At 63.6% G+C, this 15,599-nt stretch carries 16 protein-coding genes; 10 read left to right on the top strand and 6 right to left on the bottom strand.

What is annotated here, in order from left to right:
* Positions 1 to 3: 3 nt before the first annotated feature.
* Positions 4 to 237 carry a DUF2093 domain-containing protein gene (locus FJ974_RS19950; RefSeq protein ID WP_140537865.1) on the bottom strand — a complete coding sequence of 78 codons (234 nt, stop codon included), beginning with the start codon at positions 235 to 237 and terminating at the stop codon, positions 4 to 6.
* 114 nt (positions 238 to 351) lie between these two features.
* Here FJ974_RS19950 and FJ974_RS19945 point away from each other — a divergent pair, with 114 nt between their 5' ends.
* The gene (locus tag FJ974_RS19945) at positions 352 to 942 is read left to right on the top strand and encodes a hypothetical protein (protein WP_140537801.1); all 591 of its coding nucleotides are present in this window, start codon (positions 352 to 354) and stop codon (positions 940 to 942) included.
* A gap of 6 nt (positions 943 to 948) precedes the next feature.
* On the opposite strand, the gene FJ974_RS19940 is transcribed toward FJ974_RS19945, so the two are convergent.
* Positions 949 to 1,875 (bottom strand): LysR family transcriptional regulator, encoded by a 927-nt coding sequence (locus FJ974_RS19940; protein WP_140537803.1) that lies wholly within the window; start codon positions 1,873 to 1,875, stop codon positions 949 to 951.
* A gap of 90 nt (positions 1,876 to 1,965) precedes the next feature.
* Here FJ974_RS19940 and FJ974_RS19935 point away from each other — a divergent pair, with 90 nt between their 5' ends.
* Positions 1,966 to 2,859 (top strand): DMT family transporter, encoded by an 894-nt coding sequence (locus FJ974_RS19935; RefSeq protein WP_140537804.1) that lies wholly within the window; start codon positions 1,966 to 1,968, stop codon positions 2,857 to 2,859.
* Positions 2,860 to 2,935: 76 nt separating this feature from the next.
* Complete coding sequence (locus tag FJ974_RS19930) at positions 2,936 to 3,283, top strand: DUF2185 domain-containing protein (protein ID WP_140537806.1); 348 nt, start codon at positions 2,936 to 2,938, stop codon at positions 3,281 to 3,283.
* 31 nt (positions 3,284 to 3,314) lie between these two features.
* Here FJ974_RS19930 and FJ974_RS19925 read toward each other — a convergent pair whose 3' ends face one another.
* From FJ974_RS19925 to FJ974_RS19915, 3 genes are read right to left on the bottom strand one after another with little or no spacing between them, the layout of a single operon-like run.
* A complete protein-coding gene (locus FJ974_RS19925; protein WP_210240728.1) occupies positions 3,315 to 3,632 on the bottom strand; it encodes a DUF1905 domain-containing protein in 318 nt (105 codons plus the stop codon).
* A gap of 4 nt (positions 3,633 to 3,636) precedes the next feature.
* Positions 3,637 to 5,505, bottom strand: coding sequence for a DNA mismatch repair endonuclease MutL (gene mutL, locus FJ974_RS19920; protein ID WP_140537809.1), 1,869 nt, complete (start codon positions 5,503 to 5,505; stop codon positions 3,637 to 3,639).
* Between the two features lie 45 nt (positions 5,506 to 5,550).
* Positions 5,551 to 6,453 (bottom strand): LysR substrate-binding domain-containing protein, encoded by a 903-nt coding sequence (locus FJ974_RS19915; RefSeq protein WP_140537811.1) that lies wholly within the window; start codon positions 6,451 to 6,453, stop codon positions 5,551 to 5,553.
* Between the two features lie 91 nt (positions 6,454 to 6,544).
* Between FJ974_RS19915 and FJ974_RS19910 the strand changes: the two genes are divergently transcribed.
* Positions 6,545 to 8,095 carry a trimethylamine methyltransferase family protein gene (locus FJ974_RS19910; RefSeq protein ID WP_140537812.1) on the top strand — a complete coding sequence of 517 codons (1,551 nt, stop codon included), beginning with the start codon at positions 6,545 to 6,547 and terminating at the stop codon, positions 8,093 to 8,095.
* On the opposite strand, the gene FJ974_RS30420 is transcribed toward FJ974_RS19910, so the two are convergent.
* Positions 8,002 to 8,253: a hypothetical protein gene (locus FJ974_RS30420; protein WP_413468360.1), complete on the bottom strand. Its 252-nt coding sequence runs from the start codon at positions 8,251 to 8,253 to the stop codon at positions 8,002 to 8,004. The genes FJ974_RS19910 and FJ974_RS30420 overlap by 94 nt on opposite strands.
* A 71-nt stretch (positions 8,254 to 8,324) precedes the next feature.
* Here FJ974_RS30420 and FJ974_RS19900 point away from each other — a divergent pair, with 71 nt between their 5' ends.
* From FJ974_RS19900 to FJ974_RS19875, 6 genes are all read left to right on the top strand, one after another.
* Positions 8,325 to 9,365, top strand: coding sequence for a trans-3-hydroxy-L-proline dehydratase (locus tag FJ974_RS19900; protein ID WP_140537814.1), 1,041 nt, complete (start codon positions 8,325 to 8,327; stop codon positions 9,363 to 9,365).
* Positions 9,366 to 9,402: 37 nt separating this feature from the next.
* Positions 9,403 to 11,052: an ABC transporter substrate-binding protein gene (locus FJ974_RS19895; RefSeq protein WP_140537815.1), complete on the top strand. Its 1,650-nt coding sequence runs from the start codon at positions 9,403 to 9,405 to the stop codon at positions 11,050 to 11,052.
* A 121-nt stretch (positions 11,053 to 11,173) separates the two neighbouring features.
* A complete protein-coding gene (locus FJ974_RS19890; protein ID WP_140537817.1) occupies positions 11,174 to 13,156 on the top strand; it encodes an FAD-dependent oxidoreductase in 1,983 nt (660 codons plus the stop codon).
* Between the two features lie 44 nt (positions 13,157 to 13,200).
* Positions 13,201 to 14,310, top strand: a complete 1,110-nt coding sequence (locus FJ974_RS19885) for a mandelate racemase/muconate lactonizing enzyme family protein (RefSeq protein ID WP_140537819.1) — start codon at positions 13,201 to 13,203, stop codon at positions 14,308 to 14,310.
* Positions 14,311 to 14,420: 110 nt separating this feature from the next.
* Positions 14,421 to 14,900, top strand: a complete 480-nt coding sequence (locus FJ974_RS19880; protein WP_140537821.1) for a DUF3828 domain-containing protein — start codon at positions 14,421 to 14,423, stop codon at positions 14,898 to 14,900.
* A 4-nt stretch (positions 14,901 to 14,904) separates the two neighbouring features.
* A complete protein-coding gene (locus tag FJ974_RS19875; protein WP_140537822.1) occupies positions 14,905 to 15,495 on the top strand; it encodes a hypothetical protein in 591 nt (196 codons plus the stop codon).
* The last annotated feature ends 104 nt before the right edge of the window (positions 15,496 to 15,599 follow it).

The raw sequence follows: 15,599 nt of genomic DNA, 5'->3' as shown, positions 1-15,599 counted from the left end.
GCGTCAGCCCCGCTTGCGCAATTCCGGATGCGTCTCGATCTCGCGCCGCAGCGACGCTGCGGCGTTCACGTAAGGCTCCTGCCGGGCGACGCTCCAATATTTGAGCTCGTCCAGCGCAATGCTCTCGCCGGTCACCGCGCAGCGCACGAACGAGCCGGGGCTGGTGACCTGGAAATCGCCGTCGAGATAGCGGATGCGCGCTTCCTTGCCGCCGGGGCCTTCAAAACGGTTCATCATGAAATGACGCTTGGGTTCATCCAGGTTCAATCGCCATAAATCTTGGGCGCGGTCAAGCTTGACGCAATGCTCGTGTATTATGGCTGGAATGGACAATGGTTCCGGAAACCCGGCATGGAAATCGCCTCAACCCGCCTGAATTCGCTGCTCAGCGAAGCGCTGACCCCGCAGCCGGTGCCGGCGGCCAAGGCCGACGCGGCCACAACCACGCTGATCAAGGCGCTTATCCAGCCGCCGGCGCCGTCGACGGTGCAATCGGCGCAGTTTGCCGCGCAGGCGCTGGAAGCATCGTTGCAACGGCCGGCCGCCCAACTGCCGCAGCGCCTGTCTTCCGGCGAGATCGAGGACGCTTACCGCGCCATCATGGAAGCGGACGCAGGCATGGACGATGCGCCGGGAAGGGCTCCGCGGGGCAACCAGGCAGCGGAGTCCGTTCAGCCTCGGCGCGGCCAGGCTCAGCCGGCCGTCGCCGACAGCGCGGCCAGGGTCACGGCAGCCCCGCCGCCATCGTCGTTTTCGCCCGCACTCGCTGCCCCTTCAGTGCTGGTTGCCGCCAATTCCAATGCGGCGCTGCGCGGCGGCACCGCGGCCCCGCGCGGTCATGCGCCGCGCTCCAAGCCCTCCCAACCGCTGTGGATGATTTCGGTCGTGACGGCGTTGATCTCGGCCACGGTCGCCACAATCGTCGTGCTGCTGCTTCGCTGACGAGTTTTACTCTTCGTCCAGCAGGAAGGTCTCCAGCTTTTCCGGCGCCAGTCCGGCCTGTTCCGCAATCCGCCTGGCAAGATCGACGGCGGCGGCGCGCGGACGGCCGACCGGCCGGTCCAGCCAGTAGGAGACCGGATTGAGCGCGACGCGCTGGTCGACGGCGACGATGCGGCCCGACTTCATCTGGTCCTGCGTCAGCGGCGGCCGCGCCAGTGCAATGCCAAGTCCATGCGCGGCCGCGTCGAGCACCAGATTGTAGTCCTCGAAGCGCCGGTCCTGCGGGCGCGGGCGGTAGTCGATATCCTGCGCCGCGAGCCAGGCGCGCCAGCCGGATGCGTCGGAATCGTTGATCAGCGGGAATTTGAGCAGCCGGGCAGGGTCGCCGTGGCCGATCTCCTTGGCCAGATCCGGCGATGCGATCGGAAAGATATGCTCCTCGAACAGCTGCACCGAGACCCGGCCCGGAATGCGGCCGCGGCCGCAGCGCACCGACAGGTCGATGCCTTCGTCGGCGAGGTCGGCCTGGCGGTTGTCGACATCGAGCACGATGCGCAGCCGGGTCGGACTGTTTTCGAGCGCCGCCATGCGCGGCATCAGCCACAGGCCGCTGACCGAGGGGATCGAGGCCAGCCGCACCACGGCTGTGCCGCGCGGCTCGACCCAGCGGTCCGAATTGACCGAGATCAGCGCGAATGCCTCGGTGGTCCTCAGATGCAGCCTGTTGCCCTCGTTGGTCAGCGTCACGCCGCGCGCATTGCGCTCGAACACTTTCAGGCCAAGCCAGTCCTCCAGCTTGGCGATCTGCCGGCTGACAGCGCCATGGGTGAGGTTGAGCTTCTCGGCCGCGGCCGAGAAGCTGCCGGTTCGTGCCGCCGCATCGAAGGCACGCAAGGTTTCGAGCGGCAATATCTGGTCAGAGCTGTGATCCATGTTCACAGCTGACCCTCGAATTGGTCGTTTGTCAATCGGCTGGCAATGGCGTTTTCTCCATTCATGGCATCGAAAGGCGAGGAAACGGCGATGAGCGCTTACACCGGCACGTTGAATGAGACACAGCGCATGGACACCACGGCGGCCATCGCGGTGGCACTGACGGTGATCGGCTGGGCCTCGGCCTTTCCGGCGATCCGCGCCGGACTTGCGGCCTTCCAGCCGCTGGAATTAGGGGCGCTGCGCTTTGCCATCGCGGCGGTTCCCGCGGCGGTCTTCCTCGCCGTCAAGCGCCCCGCGCTGCCCCGGATCGGCGAGATCTGGCGCTTCGTCTTCGGCGGCGCCGTCTTCGTCGCGCTCTATACGGCGATGCTCAATTTCGGCGAGCTGACCGTCTCGGCCGGTGCAGCCGGCTTCATCATCAATGTCAGCCCGATCTTCACCGCCATCATGGCCATGGCGCTGCTCGGCGAGCGCTTTTCCGGCATGGCCTGGGCCGGCACGGCGATCTCGTTCACCGGCATCGGCGTCATTGCGGTGGCCGACGGGCACGGCCTGCATTTCAATGCCGGCGCGCTGCTGGTGCTGGGCTCGGCATTGTGCTCGGCCGTCAACACCATTGTCCAGAAGCCGCTCTTTGCCCGCCATCATCCGCTCACCATTTCCGCCTCCAACATGGTGCTCGGCGCGCTCTGCCTGTCGCCTTTCCTGCCGGCAGCCTTCGGGCAGGCGGCGGTCGCCGACACCGCCGGTCTCGGCGCCGTCATCTATCTCGGCATCGTGCCCAGCCTGATCGCCTATGCTGCCTGGGCGACGGCGCTGTCGCGTCTGCCGGCGGCGCGCGCCTCGAACTTCCTCTATCTGGTCTCGCCGATGTCGGCCCTGATCGGCTTCTTCTGGCTGGGCGAAGTGCCGAGCCTGCTCGGCATCCTCGGCGGCGCGCTGGCGCTGGGTGGCGTGATCGTGGTGAATTTGAAGCGGTGAGGACTAGGGAGCTTGACTGATGCCGGCACGTTAAGGCTCACTTGACTCAAGGAACCGATCCCGCAGCAAGTTTGAGATGCCTAAGACATTTTTTCGCGATGCGTCCACGTTTCGTCCGATCGCGGTTGGCTACGGCAGCTGTATTGCGACCGACCGCATCACGGTGGATGGTGCACAAGTAGGCTATCTCTATCGCGAAATGCCTAATGGTCCGGATGATAGTGGCTGGCGCTTTTTTGCAGGCGATGAGCCCAAAGAGTATGTCGAGAACCCCAGCAATCTCGGATTGTATGACGTTAATACGATTGCAAATTACGATGTGCTCATAGCCTCCTGTTTAGAGGCCCCTCCCGGAAGCGCGTTCTCAAGATTTGCCGGGAAGTTCATTCCTGAAAAGTTGGAACCGCCAACAGACCGCTTGTAACACCCTGCGGAACTCTGCCGTCGCATTGTCATCATCCGCGAAGTCGTATTGCGATGACGGCGGAAATCGAATCGCCTGCCGTTAAATTGCATTTGCGCCGGACATCGTCCTTGAGGGGCAATAGATAGCTTCCGTCCTTGGGGAACAGGGATGTGCGGAACCCGACGCCATCAATCGTTGCCTCGACAGGTATCACCCCCCACCCATATGTCGCGAGCTTCGCTACCTGCTTGATCTCCTCGCCATAGTGCGCGGGTATTGGCGCAAAGAAGTATGGTGACGGGCCTCTCCAATGGATCACTTCGGCGTCGAACCGGAACTGAACTATCGAGCCTGTCTTGCCGCTCACGGACTCACCGCCTTCCGAACAGCCTTTCGATGTCGGCGAGCTTGAGCTCGATATAGGTCGGGCGGCCATGGTTGCAGGTGCCGGAGCCGGGCGTCGCTTCCATCTGGCGCAAAAGCGCATTCATCTCCTCGGCCTTGAGCAGGCGGCCGGAGCGCACTGAGCCATGACAGGCCATGGTGGCGGCGATTTTGTCCAGGCGTTCCTCAAGCGTCTCGACCGTGTCGTTGTCGGCGATCTCGTCGGCAAGGTCGCGCACCAGCTGCTGGACATTGGTCTCGCCCAGCATCGACGGCGTCTCGCGCACGGCCACCGCGCCCGGGCCGAAACGCTCCAGCCCGAGCCCGAATTTGGCCAGCGTTTCGGAATGCAGCGCCAGCCGTTCGGCGTCCTCCTCGGGCAGATCGACGATTTCCGGCAGCAGCAGCATCTGCGAGGGAACCGCGCGCGAGTGCAGCGCATTTTTCAGCGCCTCGTAGACCAGCCGCTCATGCGCGGCGTGCTGGTCGACGATGATCAGCGAATCCCTGGTCTGGGCGACGATGTAGTTCTCATGCACCTGCGCGCGCGCCGCGCCCAAAGTCATGCCGAGCAGCGCCTCAGCCGCCACGCTCTCGCCGGCGCGCGCATCGGCACTGGCCAGCGGCCCGGTGTCGAACGCCGCCTGATCGTTTTCGCCAAAACCGTTTCCGTGCGATCGTGCCTCGCCCATGTCGAGCGGCCGCTGCGGCGAGCGCAACGGATCGAAACCGGCAAAGCCCGACGCGCGATAGGCCGCTTCATAGCTGCGGTGGCCATTGGCCGGACCGCCATGCCCGAAAGGCGCCGCACCCGGCCGGAACGCCGCCATCATGCCGGCCGCACCCGTGGTCGCGGCGCGAATGCCGGCGCCCGCCAGCGCCTCGCGGATGGCGCCGACGATCAGTCCGCGCACCAGGCCCGGATCGCGAAAGCGCACATCGGCCTTGGCCGGATGGACATTGACATCGACAATTGCCGGATCGAGCGACACGAACAGCACCGTTACCGCATGCCGGTCGCGCGGCAAGACATCGGCAAAGGCGCCGCGGATGGCGCCGGCGATCAGCTTGTCGCGCACCGGGCGGCCGTTGACATAGGCATATTGTTGCAGCGCGTTGGCGCGCGTGTAGGACGGGATCGAGACATGGCCTGAAAGATGCACGCCATCGCGCATTGCATCGATGGCGATCGCATTGTCGGGAAATTCCGCGCCCATCACTTGCGCGACGCGGGCAAGCCGGCCTTCCGGCGTGTCACCAGTCGCCGGCAATTCCAGGGTCGAACGGTCGGAGCCGGCCAGCGTGAAGCGCACGGCCGGGAAGGCGATGGCGATGCGCTTCACCACATCGCTGGTCGCCGAGCTTTCGGCGCGCTCGCCCTTCATGAATTTCAGCCGCGCCGGCGTGGCGAAGAACAGGTCGCGCACCTCGACCGTGGTGCCGCGATTGGCCGCCGCCGGCTTGACGGGCAGCACGCGTCCGCCCTCGATGCCGATCTCGGCGGCGCCGTCGCCTGCCGCCGTGCGCGAGCGGATCGACAGCCGCGCGACAGAACCGATCGAGGGCAGGGCCTCACCGCGGAAGCCGAGCGAGCGGATGTCGTTGATGTCGTCGGCAAGTTTGGAGGTGCAATGGCGCGCAATCGCCAGCGCCAACTCCTTTTCCGCAATGCCCGAGCCATCGTCGGTGACGCGGATAAGGTTCAGCCCGCCGCCGGCAGTGACGATCTCGACCTTGCTGGCGCCGGCATCGAGCGCGTTCTCGACCAGCTCCTTGACCACGCTCGCCGGACGCTCGATGACCTCGCCGGCGGCGATCTGGTTGATCATCGTTTCGGAAAGCTGGCGGATGGGCATAAGGCGAGTATAGGCGGATTCGTTGGTCGCAGGGGAGGGGATACTTCACGCCTGCGCCACCAGCCAGTCTCTCACTTTGCGGGCATTGCCGCTGAGCTCACGGTTCTTCGGCCAGATGACATAAAAGCCGATGCCGGTCCTCATCACATGATCGGTCACTGGCACCAGCAGCCCGGATGCCACCAGCCGCTCGACCAGATGCCGCCAGCCGAGCGAGATGCCTTGGCCCTCCATCACCGCCTGGATCACCAGCGCATAGTCGTTGATGCGCAAGCCGCGTTCGGCATTGCGCAGACTGGTTCCGGCGGACGCGAACCATTCGTCCCAGTTCGGGGCCTCGCGATAGGGCTCCTCCAGATGGATGAGCCGGTGCGTTGCCAGTTCCTCGACGGTCTTCGGCCGGCCGAATTTGGCGAGGTAACTAGGGCCAGCGACCGGGAAAATCTCTTCGTCGGAGAGCGATAGCGAGTGATAGTCCGGCCATTCGCGCGGCACGCCGCCGCGCACGGCGAGCGGAATGCCCTCGGCGATGATGTCGAGGTCGCGGTCGGCGGTCTGGATGCGCAGATCGACGCCCGGCAGTTCGTCGCGGAACTGCTGCAGGCGCGGCATCATCCAGAACGAACCGAAGGCGGTCGAGGCGGCGAGCGTCACATGGCCGCCGGTAGCCTGCAGGCGCAGGTCTTCGGCCGACTTGCGGATATGCGAGAGGCCCAGCGAAACATCGGCGTGAAAGCGCTCGCCTGCCTCCGTCAGAAGCACCTGTCGATGGCGGCGCTGAAAGAGCTGGGCGCCAAGCTTTTCCTCCAGGCCGCGCACCGCGTAGGACACCGCAGCCTGCGTCATGCCGAGCTCGCGTCCGGCTGCGGTGAAGCTCGAAAGCCGACCCGCCGCCTCGAAGACGACCAGGCTGCCGGCGGAGGGGAGGAGGTGACGCAAGCTTCGCATAAGTGTAGCTTATACAAGCGATCAGGATTTTCCAGCGTCACAGTCATATTTCGTCCCGCTAACTTGGCTGAACCAAAGAATTGGAGCCTCCATGAACGCACCGGCCGCTGAACTGACTGAACCCACCCACCGCCGTGGCGGTGGCCGGCTCGGCCGCAAGGCGCTTCGCAGCGCACCGATTGCCTCCTTTCCGACCCTGGTTCGCCGGATCCCGGTCTATCAGATGGTCCCGGACGAAGCGGTGGAACTGATCCACCAGGAGTCGCTCGCAATCCTCGAAGAGGTGGGCTGCGAGTTCCGCGACGACGAGGCGATCGAACTCTGGAAGAAGGCCGGCGCCGATGTCTCGGAGACGCGCGTCCGCATCGACCGCGCGCTCCTGATGGAACTCGTCTCGAAAGTGCCGCCGGAATTCACGCTCAATGCGCGCAATCCCGAGCGCACGGTGCGCGTCGGCGGCAACAACTCCATCTTCGTGCCGATGTATGGCGCGCCCTATGTGCGCGATCTCGATAACAAGCGCCGCTACGGCACGCTCGCCGACCTCAACAACTTCCACAAGCTCGCCTACATGGCGCCGGCGCTGCACTCATCGAGCTCGATCATCTGCGAGCCGATGGAAATCCCGGTGCCGAAGCGGCACCTCCACATCATCCATTCGGCGCTGAAGCATTCCGACAAGCCGTTCATGGGCATCGTTACCTCGAAGGAGCGGGCCGAGGACACAATGGCGATGGCCGCAATAGTCTTCGGCGAGGCGTTCGTCCGCGATAATCCCGTGCTGGTGTCGATCACCAACTGCAATTCGCCGCTGGTGTGGGACGCCACGATGCTCGACGCCATGAAGGTCTATGCGCGTCACAACCAGCCGCTGATCCTGGCGCCCTTCGCGCTGTGCGGCGCCTCGACCTCGGCGTCCGCCGTCGGCGCGGTGGCGCAAGTCAATGCCGAAGCGCTGGCCGGCGTTGCCTTCACGCAGCTCGTGCGTCCGGGTTCGCCGCAGATCTACGGCCAGTTCATGGTCACTGTCGACATGAAGACCGGCGCGCCGATGGGCGGTACGCCGGAGGCCGCCCAGATGATGTATCTGATGGGCGCGCTGGCGCGGAAATACAAACTGCCGTGGCGCACCTCCGGCTTCCATGTCGGCTCGAAGCTGAACGACGCCCAGGCCGGCTACGAGGCCAACATGCTGATGCATGCCGCCATCCTCGCCGGCGCCAATTACATCTGGCATTCGGCCGGATGGCTCGAAGCTGGTCTTGCCTGCGGCTATTCGAAATTCGCCACCGACTGCGAGCAGTTGGTCGGCTGGTATAAATATGCCGGCGGGCTGCCGTTCGACGATTTCAAGGAGGCCATGGCGGCGATCCGTGAGGTAGGGCCGCAGGGCCATTTCCTCGGCACGCAGCACACGCTCGAACATTTCGAGCGGGCCTTCTTCATGCCGAGCATCATGGACTTCAATTCGTTCGAGCAGTGGAGCGCCGAAGGGGCAAAGGACCACGACACCCGCGGCCGCGAGAAAGCGCGCAACATGCTGGCCGACTATGAGGAGCCAAAACTCGACGAGGGCATCGCCGAGGGTCTCGCGGATTTGATCGCGCAGCGCGAGGAGAAACTACCGGACAGCGTCAGTTGATCCCGATTGCCATCATGACTGACAGTATCCCAGGCCCATTCACCGCGCGTCTGGCCGTTTCCCAGATGTTTCTGAAGCGCTTGGCAGGCGTTCATGATGTGATCGTAGACCAGCTTGGCGGCGCCTTCAGCATCGCCGGCGCGGCAAGCGGCCAGGATTGCGCGATGTTGTCGATCAGCAAGCTCATGACCGTCCGAAATCGCCAGACAAGCGGCTCTGAGTAGTCCGAATGCGAAGCACGAAAGTCATCCATGTCGTTTCCTGCCACGCCGAGGGCGAGGTCGGGGATGTGATTGTCGGCGGTGTTTCTCCTCCGCCCGGTGAGACCGTCTGGGATCAGCGCAAATGGATCGCGCAGGACAACGAGCTTCGTAACTTCCTTCTCAACGAACCGCGCGGCGGTGTTTTCCGGCACGTCAATCTTCTGATCCCTCCCAAGCATCCGGACGCGCAGATGGCCTGGATCATAATGGAGCCGGAGGATACGCCGCCAATGTCCGGCTCAAATTCGATCTGCGTGTCGACGGTGATTCTGGATACCGGGATCATTCCCATGCGGGAGCCGGTGACCGAATTGGTGCTCGAGGCTCCCGGCGGCCTGGTGCGCGTGCGGGCCGACTGCGCCGGGGGGAAAGCCCAGCGCATCACGATCGAGAACGTGCCGTCTTTCGCCAGCAAGCTCGGCGTGCCGCTTGAGGTCGATGGCCTCGGTACCATTACGGTCGATACGGCCTATGGGGGTGACAGTTTCGTCGTCGTTGACGCACCTGCGCTTGGCCTTGCCCTGGAAACCGACGAAGCCCGTGATCTCGCTGAACTTGGGGTGCGCGTCACCGATGCGGCCAATGAGCAGATGGCATTCTTTCACCCCGATCGCCCTGATTGGCGCCACCATTCGTTCTGTCTCTTCGCGGGCGCAATCGCCCGTGATGGTAACCGCCTCCTCGCGAAATCCGTTGTTTCCATAAAGCCTGGCAAGCTCGACCGGTCACCGACCGGAACCGCTGTATCGGCTCGCATGGCGATCCTGCATGCGAAGGGTGAAATGGCGGTGGAGGATTGTTTTACCGGTGTATCGATCATCGGGTCGGAGTTTCACGGCAAGATCCTGGGCACCACGAATGTCGCCGACACGCCCGCCATACGCCCTCAGATCAGTGGCCGCGGCTGGATCACCGGCATCCATCAGCACATGCTGGACCCCGAGGATCCTTGGCCGGCCGGCTATCGCGTGGCGGACACCTGGCCGATGAAGCGCGCAAAACCGTGAAGGCGATTGTCCGCCTTCGTAACCTGGGAGGAAAAAAATGACACTCTACAGAAGCAATGGTGATCGCGTTCCAGCCGCCATCGAGGCGATGGCGCAAGAGACGCGCGCGGGGCGGATGGACCGGCGCGAGTTCCTGGCGCTGGCAAGCGCCTTCGGCGCTTCGACGGCCGCCGCCTATGGAATGATCGGCCTTGCCGTGCCGCAGCCGGCGTTGGCGCAGGAGCCGAAGAAGGGCGGCACACTGCATGTCTCGATGTCGGTAAAGGCGCAGAAGGATCCGCGCACTTATGACTGGGTGGAGATGGCGAACGTAACCCGCACCTGGCTGGAGCCACTTGTCCGCTACACGCGCCAGTTCACCTTCGAGCCTGTCCTGCTCGAAAGCTGGGATATCAATGACGACGCCACCGAATATGTGCTGCATCTGCGCAAGGGCATCACCTGGAACAATGGCGATACCTTTAACGCCGATGATGTGGTCTTCAACGTCACACGCTGGTGCGAGAAGAATGCTGCCGGCAATTCCATGGCCGCGCGCGTCGGCGCGCTGATCGACGCCAAAACCGGCAAAGCCAGGGATGGCGCCATCACCAAGGTTGACGACAACACGGTCAGACTGAAGCTCAGCGAACCCGACATCTCGCTGATCCCGAACTTCACCGACTATCCGGCGCTGGTCGTCCACCGCAATTTCGATGCCGACGGCGCCGATCCGATCAAGAAGCCGATCGGCACCGGACCTTTCGAGCTGGTGTCCTACGCGGTCGGCACCAAGGCCGTCGTCAAGCGCCGCGAGAACGGCAAGTGGTGGGGCGGCGAGGCGCCGCTCGACGGCGTCGAATTCATCGACTACGGCACCGACTTCAACGCTTCGGTGAATGCGTTCGATTCCGGCGAGATCGACCTCAATTTCGAGACGCCTTCCGACTTCATCGACATCCTCGATAAGATGGGCCTGGTGAAATCCGAGGTCGCGACCGCGACCACGCTGGTTGCCAGAACCAACATCACCCATAAGCCTTATGACAACCAGAAGGTGCGCAACGCGCTGCAGATGGCCGTCGACAACAATGCGGTGCTTCAACTCGGCTATAACGGGCGCGGCACGGTCGGTGAAAACCACCATGTCAGCCCGATCCATCCGGAATACTATCCGCTGCCCAAGAAGACCCGCGACGCCGCCGGCGCCAAGAAGTTGATGGCAGATGCCGGTCAGGCCGACTTCGAGCACGAGCTGATCACCGTCGAGGACGATTGGCAAAAGGCCACCGGCGACGCGATTGCCGGCCAGCTGCGCGAGGCCGGCATCAAGGTGAAGCGGACCGTGCTGCCGGGTTCGACCTTCTGGAACGACTGGACGAAATACCCCTACTCGATGACCATCTGGTACATGCGTCCGCTCGGGGTGCAGGTGCTGGCGCTCGGCTACCGCACCGGCGAGGCCTGGAATGAGACGGCGTATTCAAACCCGGAGTTCGACGCCAAGCTCAAGCAGGCGCTGTCGCTGATCGACGTCGCCAAGCGCAAGGAGGTGATGAAGGATGTCGAGCAGATCCTGCAGGATTCTGGCGTCATCATTCAGCCGTTCTGGCAGAAGCTCTACAGCCACATGAACAAGAAGGTGAAGAATTACGGAGTCCATCAGACCTTCGAGATGGATCTCCAGAACGTCTGGCTCGACGCCTAACTCCAAGGTTTGGCAGCCCGGCTGCGCCGGCACCCTTTCAGAGGTGCCGGCGATGCTTGTCAAAAAAGACGCAGCGAAGCCGATGTCCGACTGCGAATTAATTTCTGTCGAAAGAGAGCGTATGTCTGACCGGGTCTTCAAGCGTCTGTTCGAGCCGGCGACATTGCGCGGCAAGACATTGCGCAACAGGATCGTATTCGGGGCCCATACCGCAAACATGGCCGAGGATGGGGTCCCGACCGAACGCCATGTCGGCTACTACGCCGAGCGCGCAATCGGCGGCGCGGCCATGATCGTGGTCGAGCCGATGCCCGTGCATCAGGCCGCGGTGCTGACGCGCGGCAATTTTCGCCCCTCCGACGACAGCGTCATTCCACATTTTCGCAAGGTGACGGAAGCCATCCGCGGCAATGGCGCCGTCGCCATTCAGCAGCTCTACCATGTCGGCCAGCACGCGGACGCCGATAACTCGTTCCATGCCGGCTGGTCGCCTTCCGGCTTGCCGAGCTATCACGACTCCGACGGTTCGCACCGCATGTCCGGTCGCCAGATCGAGGAAACGATCGACGGCTTCGTCCAGGCAGCGCGCCGCTGCCGCGAGGCTGGGTTCGACGGCGTCGAGGTCTGGGCCGCGTACCATTCGATGCTCGACCAGTTCTGGACGCCCTGGTCGAACCGCCGGGACGACCGGTGGGGCGGCAGCCTTGAAAACCGTACCCGCATGAGCCGCGAGGTGATGACGCGCATCCGCAGGGAATGCGGCGAGGATTTCATCGTCGGTCTTGCGGTCACCGACGAACCGGACGTCGAGGTGGCGCTGCAGCGCGAGGCATTGGCCGAGATCGTCGACCTCCACGACCGCGACGCCTTGATGGACTACGTCACCTGCGGGACGGGTTCCTATTTCGATTTCTACAAGATCATGCCGACCTTCCTTTATCCGGACAAGCTCGGCACGGACCTTGCGGCGGTGCTCAAATCGACAGTGAGCCATGCGTTGGTCACCGCCGAGAGCCACATCCGCACCCCGGAAAATGCCGAGAGCGTGCTGAGCGAAGGCCGTGCCGACCTCGTTTCAATCGTGCGCGGGCAGATCGCCGATCCGCATCTCGCCGCAAAGGCCGCCGCCGGACGGCACCAGGACATCCGCGGCTGCCTGTCCTGCAACCAGATGTGCTGGGGCCGGCGCAGCCGCGACTACTGGATCAGCTGCGTCATCAATCCGTCGGCGGGCCGGGAATGGGAGTGGGGAGGCGACCGCTTCACTCCGGCCGCCAGGCCGAAACACGTCTTTGTCGTCGGCGGCGGGCCGGCCGGTCTCGAAGCGGCGCGCGTGGCGGCCGAGCGCGGTCACCGTGTCACGCTGGCCGAGGCCTCGGACCGCCTCGGCGGCCAATTCCGGCTGGCCGGCCTGCAGCCGCGCCGGGCGCAAATCCTCGACCTCATCGATTGGTACCAACGGCAACTGAGCCAGCTTCAGGTCGACGTGCGCTACGGCCAGCATGTCGAGGTGGAGGATGTAGAGCGCGAAGGCGCAGACCACGTCATCATCGCGACCGGCTCCCTGCCTCAAGATGGTGCCTTCCAGCGGGCGCTGCCGCAGTGGGAGAGCATTCCGGGCGGAGGTGCCGTTCTTTCCGCCGAAGCTGTGATGGCCAGAGAAGCAAGACCGGGAAAAAACGTCATCGTCCTGGACGACGGCGGCAATTGGAAAGGCTGCGGCACCGCCTGGAAACTCGCCGAGGACGGGCACCACGTGACGATCGTGACGCCTGACGCCTTGGTCGGCAAGGAACTGCAGCGAATGGCGGTCGATGCGCCGCTGCGCCGGGCGCTTGCCTCGCTGAAGGTCAAATTTGTGACCGAAAGCGCCATCGTGCATTGGGATGGCAAGGTGGCCAGAGTCGCTTCGCTGCTCGACGGAACCGAGCAGGAGATCGAGGCCGACGCACTGGTCTTCGCTGCCACCAGCATGGCGCAAGACAGCCTGTCCATCGAGCTCGAAAGGCGCGGCATTGCGCATATTTCCATCGGCGACTGCACCGCCTCCAGGCAGGCGGCCTTCGCCATTCATGACGGGCGCAAGGTGGCGCTTGGTCTTTGACGCGAAAGCGGACCAGGCAGGACATGAACGGGGCTGATTGCTGAATGCGTATCGAAACAATCAAGGTCTATCAGCTGCTTCTGCCCGTCAAAGGCGGGGCCTACCGGATGGCCAGCGATACCGTGCAGGATCTGGACTCAACGCTTGTTGAAGTGACCACCGAGGACGGACTGTCGGGCTGGGGCGAGACTTGCCCGATCGGCCCTGTCTATCAGCCCCAACATGCTCTTGGCGCCAGAGCCGCAATTGCCGAGATGGCACCTGGACTCGTCGGCGAGGACACAGGGTCCATGCGCCGCCTCGCCAAAAAAATGGACGAGCGGCTGAACGGCCACAACTATGCCAAGGCGGCATTGGACATAGCGCTCCTCGACCTCGCCGGCCAGCGGCTCGGCGTTCCGGTTTCGACGCTTCTTGGCGGTGCGCTCACCGACCGTGTGCCGTCTTACTATTCGACGATTGTCGGTGCCCCCGACGAGACCGCGCGCATTGCCCTCGACAAGGTCAAGGTTGGATATCCACGGCTTCAGATCAAGATCGGCGGACGGGATCTCGAGCAGGACGTCGCCACCGTGCACAAAGTGTCGGAAGCGATTGGTTTCAAGGCCCGCATAGCCGTCGACGCCAATCGAGGCCTGACCGCTGCCGCGGCGCTGCACATCGACCGGCTGTGCCAGGCAATCCCGTTCGTCTTCGAACAGCCCTGCAACACCATGGAGGAAGTCGCGAGCCTCAAGGGACGCGTTACCCATCCGATCTATCTCGATGAGAACACGGAGGATTTGAATGCCGTGCTGCGAGCGATTTCTTCCAGTATCGCGGACGGATTCGGATTGAAGGTGACCCGCCTTGGCGGCCTCACCAGGATGGTCACGGTCCGCGATCTTTGCGCGATACGATCGCTTCCGCACAGTTGCGACGATGCCTGGGGCGGGGACGTCATCGCCGCGGCCTGCGTGCACCTCGCCGCCACTGTCGAGCCTAGACGTTTCGAGGGCGCCTGGATCGCGCAGGAATACATCGAAGGCCATACCGACCCCGTAAACCCCATCGTTATCGAAAGCGGCCATATACGCGTCCCGCAAGTGCCAGGGCTCGGCGTCAAGCCCGAGCGCTCACAACTCAAAGCGCCGGTCGCTGTTTTCGGAGGCTGAGGATCGTATGGACAATATGCCCGAAATCTTCATGAGCCGCAAAAAAGCCGATATGCATGATGCGTGGTGTTGATCTTGCCACCTCGATGCCGAACGTCCGGAGATCCTGCATGAAACCGATAGTGCTTGCCGCTGTCCTTTCGATTGGCTTGCCTGCCGCAGCACTGGCGGGGCCGGCTTCCAACGCGGTAAAATTCTTCTATGTGCCTGAGGTGAAATTCGAGGCTGACGCCAAATATCGCGACCGCTTTACCGACCCGGTCACCAGGCTGTTCGATCTCAACGACAAGGCCTCGAAGAACAATCCGGACGAGGTCGCCTGCCTCGACTTTGACCCAGGCCTCGATGCCCAGGATTTCGACCAGAAGACCCTGTCGAAGACGCTGAGGCTCGCCGAAACCGTCAATGGCGATATGGCCGAAGTGACGGCGACGTTCAGTCTTTTTCCGGAAGGCGATGATGCCAAACGCGAAATGCTCTGGTTGCTGAAGAAGGTCGACGGCAAGTGGAAGATCGCCGACATCAGCTCGAAGACCAGCAACTGGACGCTGAGCGCGCTGGAATGCTTGCCCGACAAGGCTCCGGAGTGATGCCGTGGCTCGCCGTCTTGTGCTCACGCTATCGACGATTTCGATGCTCGCCGTGGGGCTAAGCGGCAGCGCTCTGGCGCAAGGCCTGTTCGGCGCGCCGCCGTCGAATGTGCCGGCCGGCGGCAACGCGCCGGCAGATACCTCGCCGCCGCCCGCCGCGCCGGCGCCGCAAAGTCCGGCGCCTGAAGCGGCGGCGCCTGCGCTCATCCTGCCGGGATCGCCGACTGCAGTGGTAAAACCGTTCTACGAGCATCTTGGACTGGAACTCGACCCGGCCCAGCGCAAGAACTTCATCGATCCGGCCAAGACCGTGCTCGACAAGAGCGATGCGCTGCGGGCCTCGGGGCAGGGCGAATGCCTCGACCCCAACATGGCGCTCGACAATGCCGATTACGACAAGCTCGCAATCGACAGGAGTTTCAAGACCATCGAGGCGGTCAATGGCGACGAGGCCAAGGTCGTCGTCGCCTTCGTCGTCGAAGGCAATGCGCACCGGCTGGAATGGAAGCTGAAGAAGGTCGGCGGCGACTGGAAGATTTCGGATCTTTTGTCGGTGACCGGCGAATGGGCGCTCAGCCAGTATCAATGCGAATGATGGCAGTGATTGAAGATCAGGGCTGGCAATCCTTCGCGCCCCCCTCTGGCCTGCCGGCCATCTCCCCCACTTGGGGGGAGATCAGATGTCACGCCGGCCTTCGC

Origin of the sequence: Mesorhizobium sp. B1-1-8 (assembly GCF_006442795.2) — a bacterium.
Lineage (GTDB): Bacteria > Pseudomonadota > Alphaproteobacteria > Rhizobiales > Rhizobiaceae > Mesorhizobium.
Note: the sequence above shows the minus strand (reverse complement) of the source record. Positions and strands in the feature narration are given on the sequence as shown.

Coding starts and splice junctions, on each gene's coding strand:
- FJ974_RS19880 (WP_140537821.1), top strand. CDS start 14,421: ATGAAACCGATAGTGCTTGCCGCTGTCCTTTCGATTGGCTTGCCTGCC.
- FJ974_RS19950 (WP_140537865.1), bottom strand. CDS start 237: ATGATGAACCGTTTTGAAGGCCCCGGCGGCAAGGAAGCGCGCATCCGC.
- FJ974_RS19945 (WP_140537801.1), top strand. CDS start 352: ATGGAAATCGCCTCAACCCGCCTGAATTCGCTGCTCAGCGAAGCGCTG.
- FJ974_RS19940 (WP_140537803.1), bottom strand. CDS start 1,875: ATGGATCACAGCTCTGACCAGATATTGCCGCTCGAAACCTTGCGTGCC.
- FJ974_RS19915 (WP_140537811.1), bottom strand. CDS start 6,453: ATGCGAAGCTTGCGTCACCTCCTCCCCTCCGCCGGCAGCCTGGTCGTC.
- FJ974_RS19930 (WP_140537806.1), top strand. CDS start 2,936: ATGCCTAAGACATTTTTTCGCGATGCGTCCACGTTTCGTCCGATCGCG.
- FJ974_RS19885 (WP_140537819.1), top strand. CDS start 13,201: ATGCGTATCGAAACAATCAAGGTCTATCAGCTGCTTCTGCCCGTCAAA.
- FJ974_RS19900 (WP_140537814.1), top strand. CDS start 8,325: ATGCGAAGCACGAAAGTCATCCATGTCGTTTCCTGCCACGCCGAGGGC.
- FJ974_RS19890 (WP_140537817.1), top strand. CDS start 11,174: ATGTCTGACCGGGTCTTCAAGCGTCTGTTCGAGCCGGCGACATTGCGC.
- FJ974_RS19935 (WP_140537804.1), top strand. CDS start 1,966: ATGAGCGCTTACACCGGCACGTTGAATGAGACACAGCGCATGGACACC.
- FJ974_RS19895 (WP_140537815.1), top strand. CDS start 9,403: ATGACACTCTACAGAAGCAATGGTGATCGCGTTCCAGCCGCCATCGAG.
- mutL (WP_140537809.1), bottom strand. CDS start 5,505: ATGCCCATCCGCCAGCTTTCCGAAACGATGATCAACCAGATCGCCGCC.
- FJ974_RS19910 (WP_140537812.1), top strand. CDS start 6,545: ATGAACGCACCGGCCGCTGAACTGACTGAACCCACCCACCGCCGTGGC.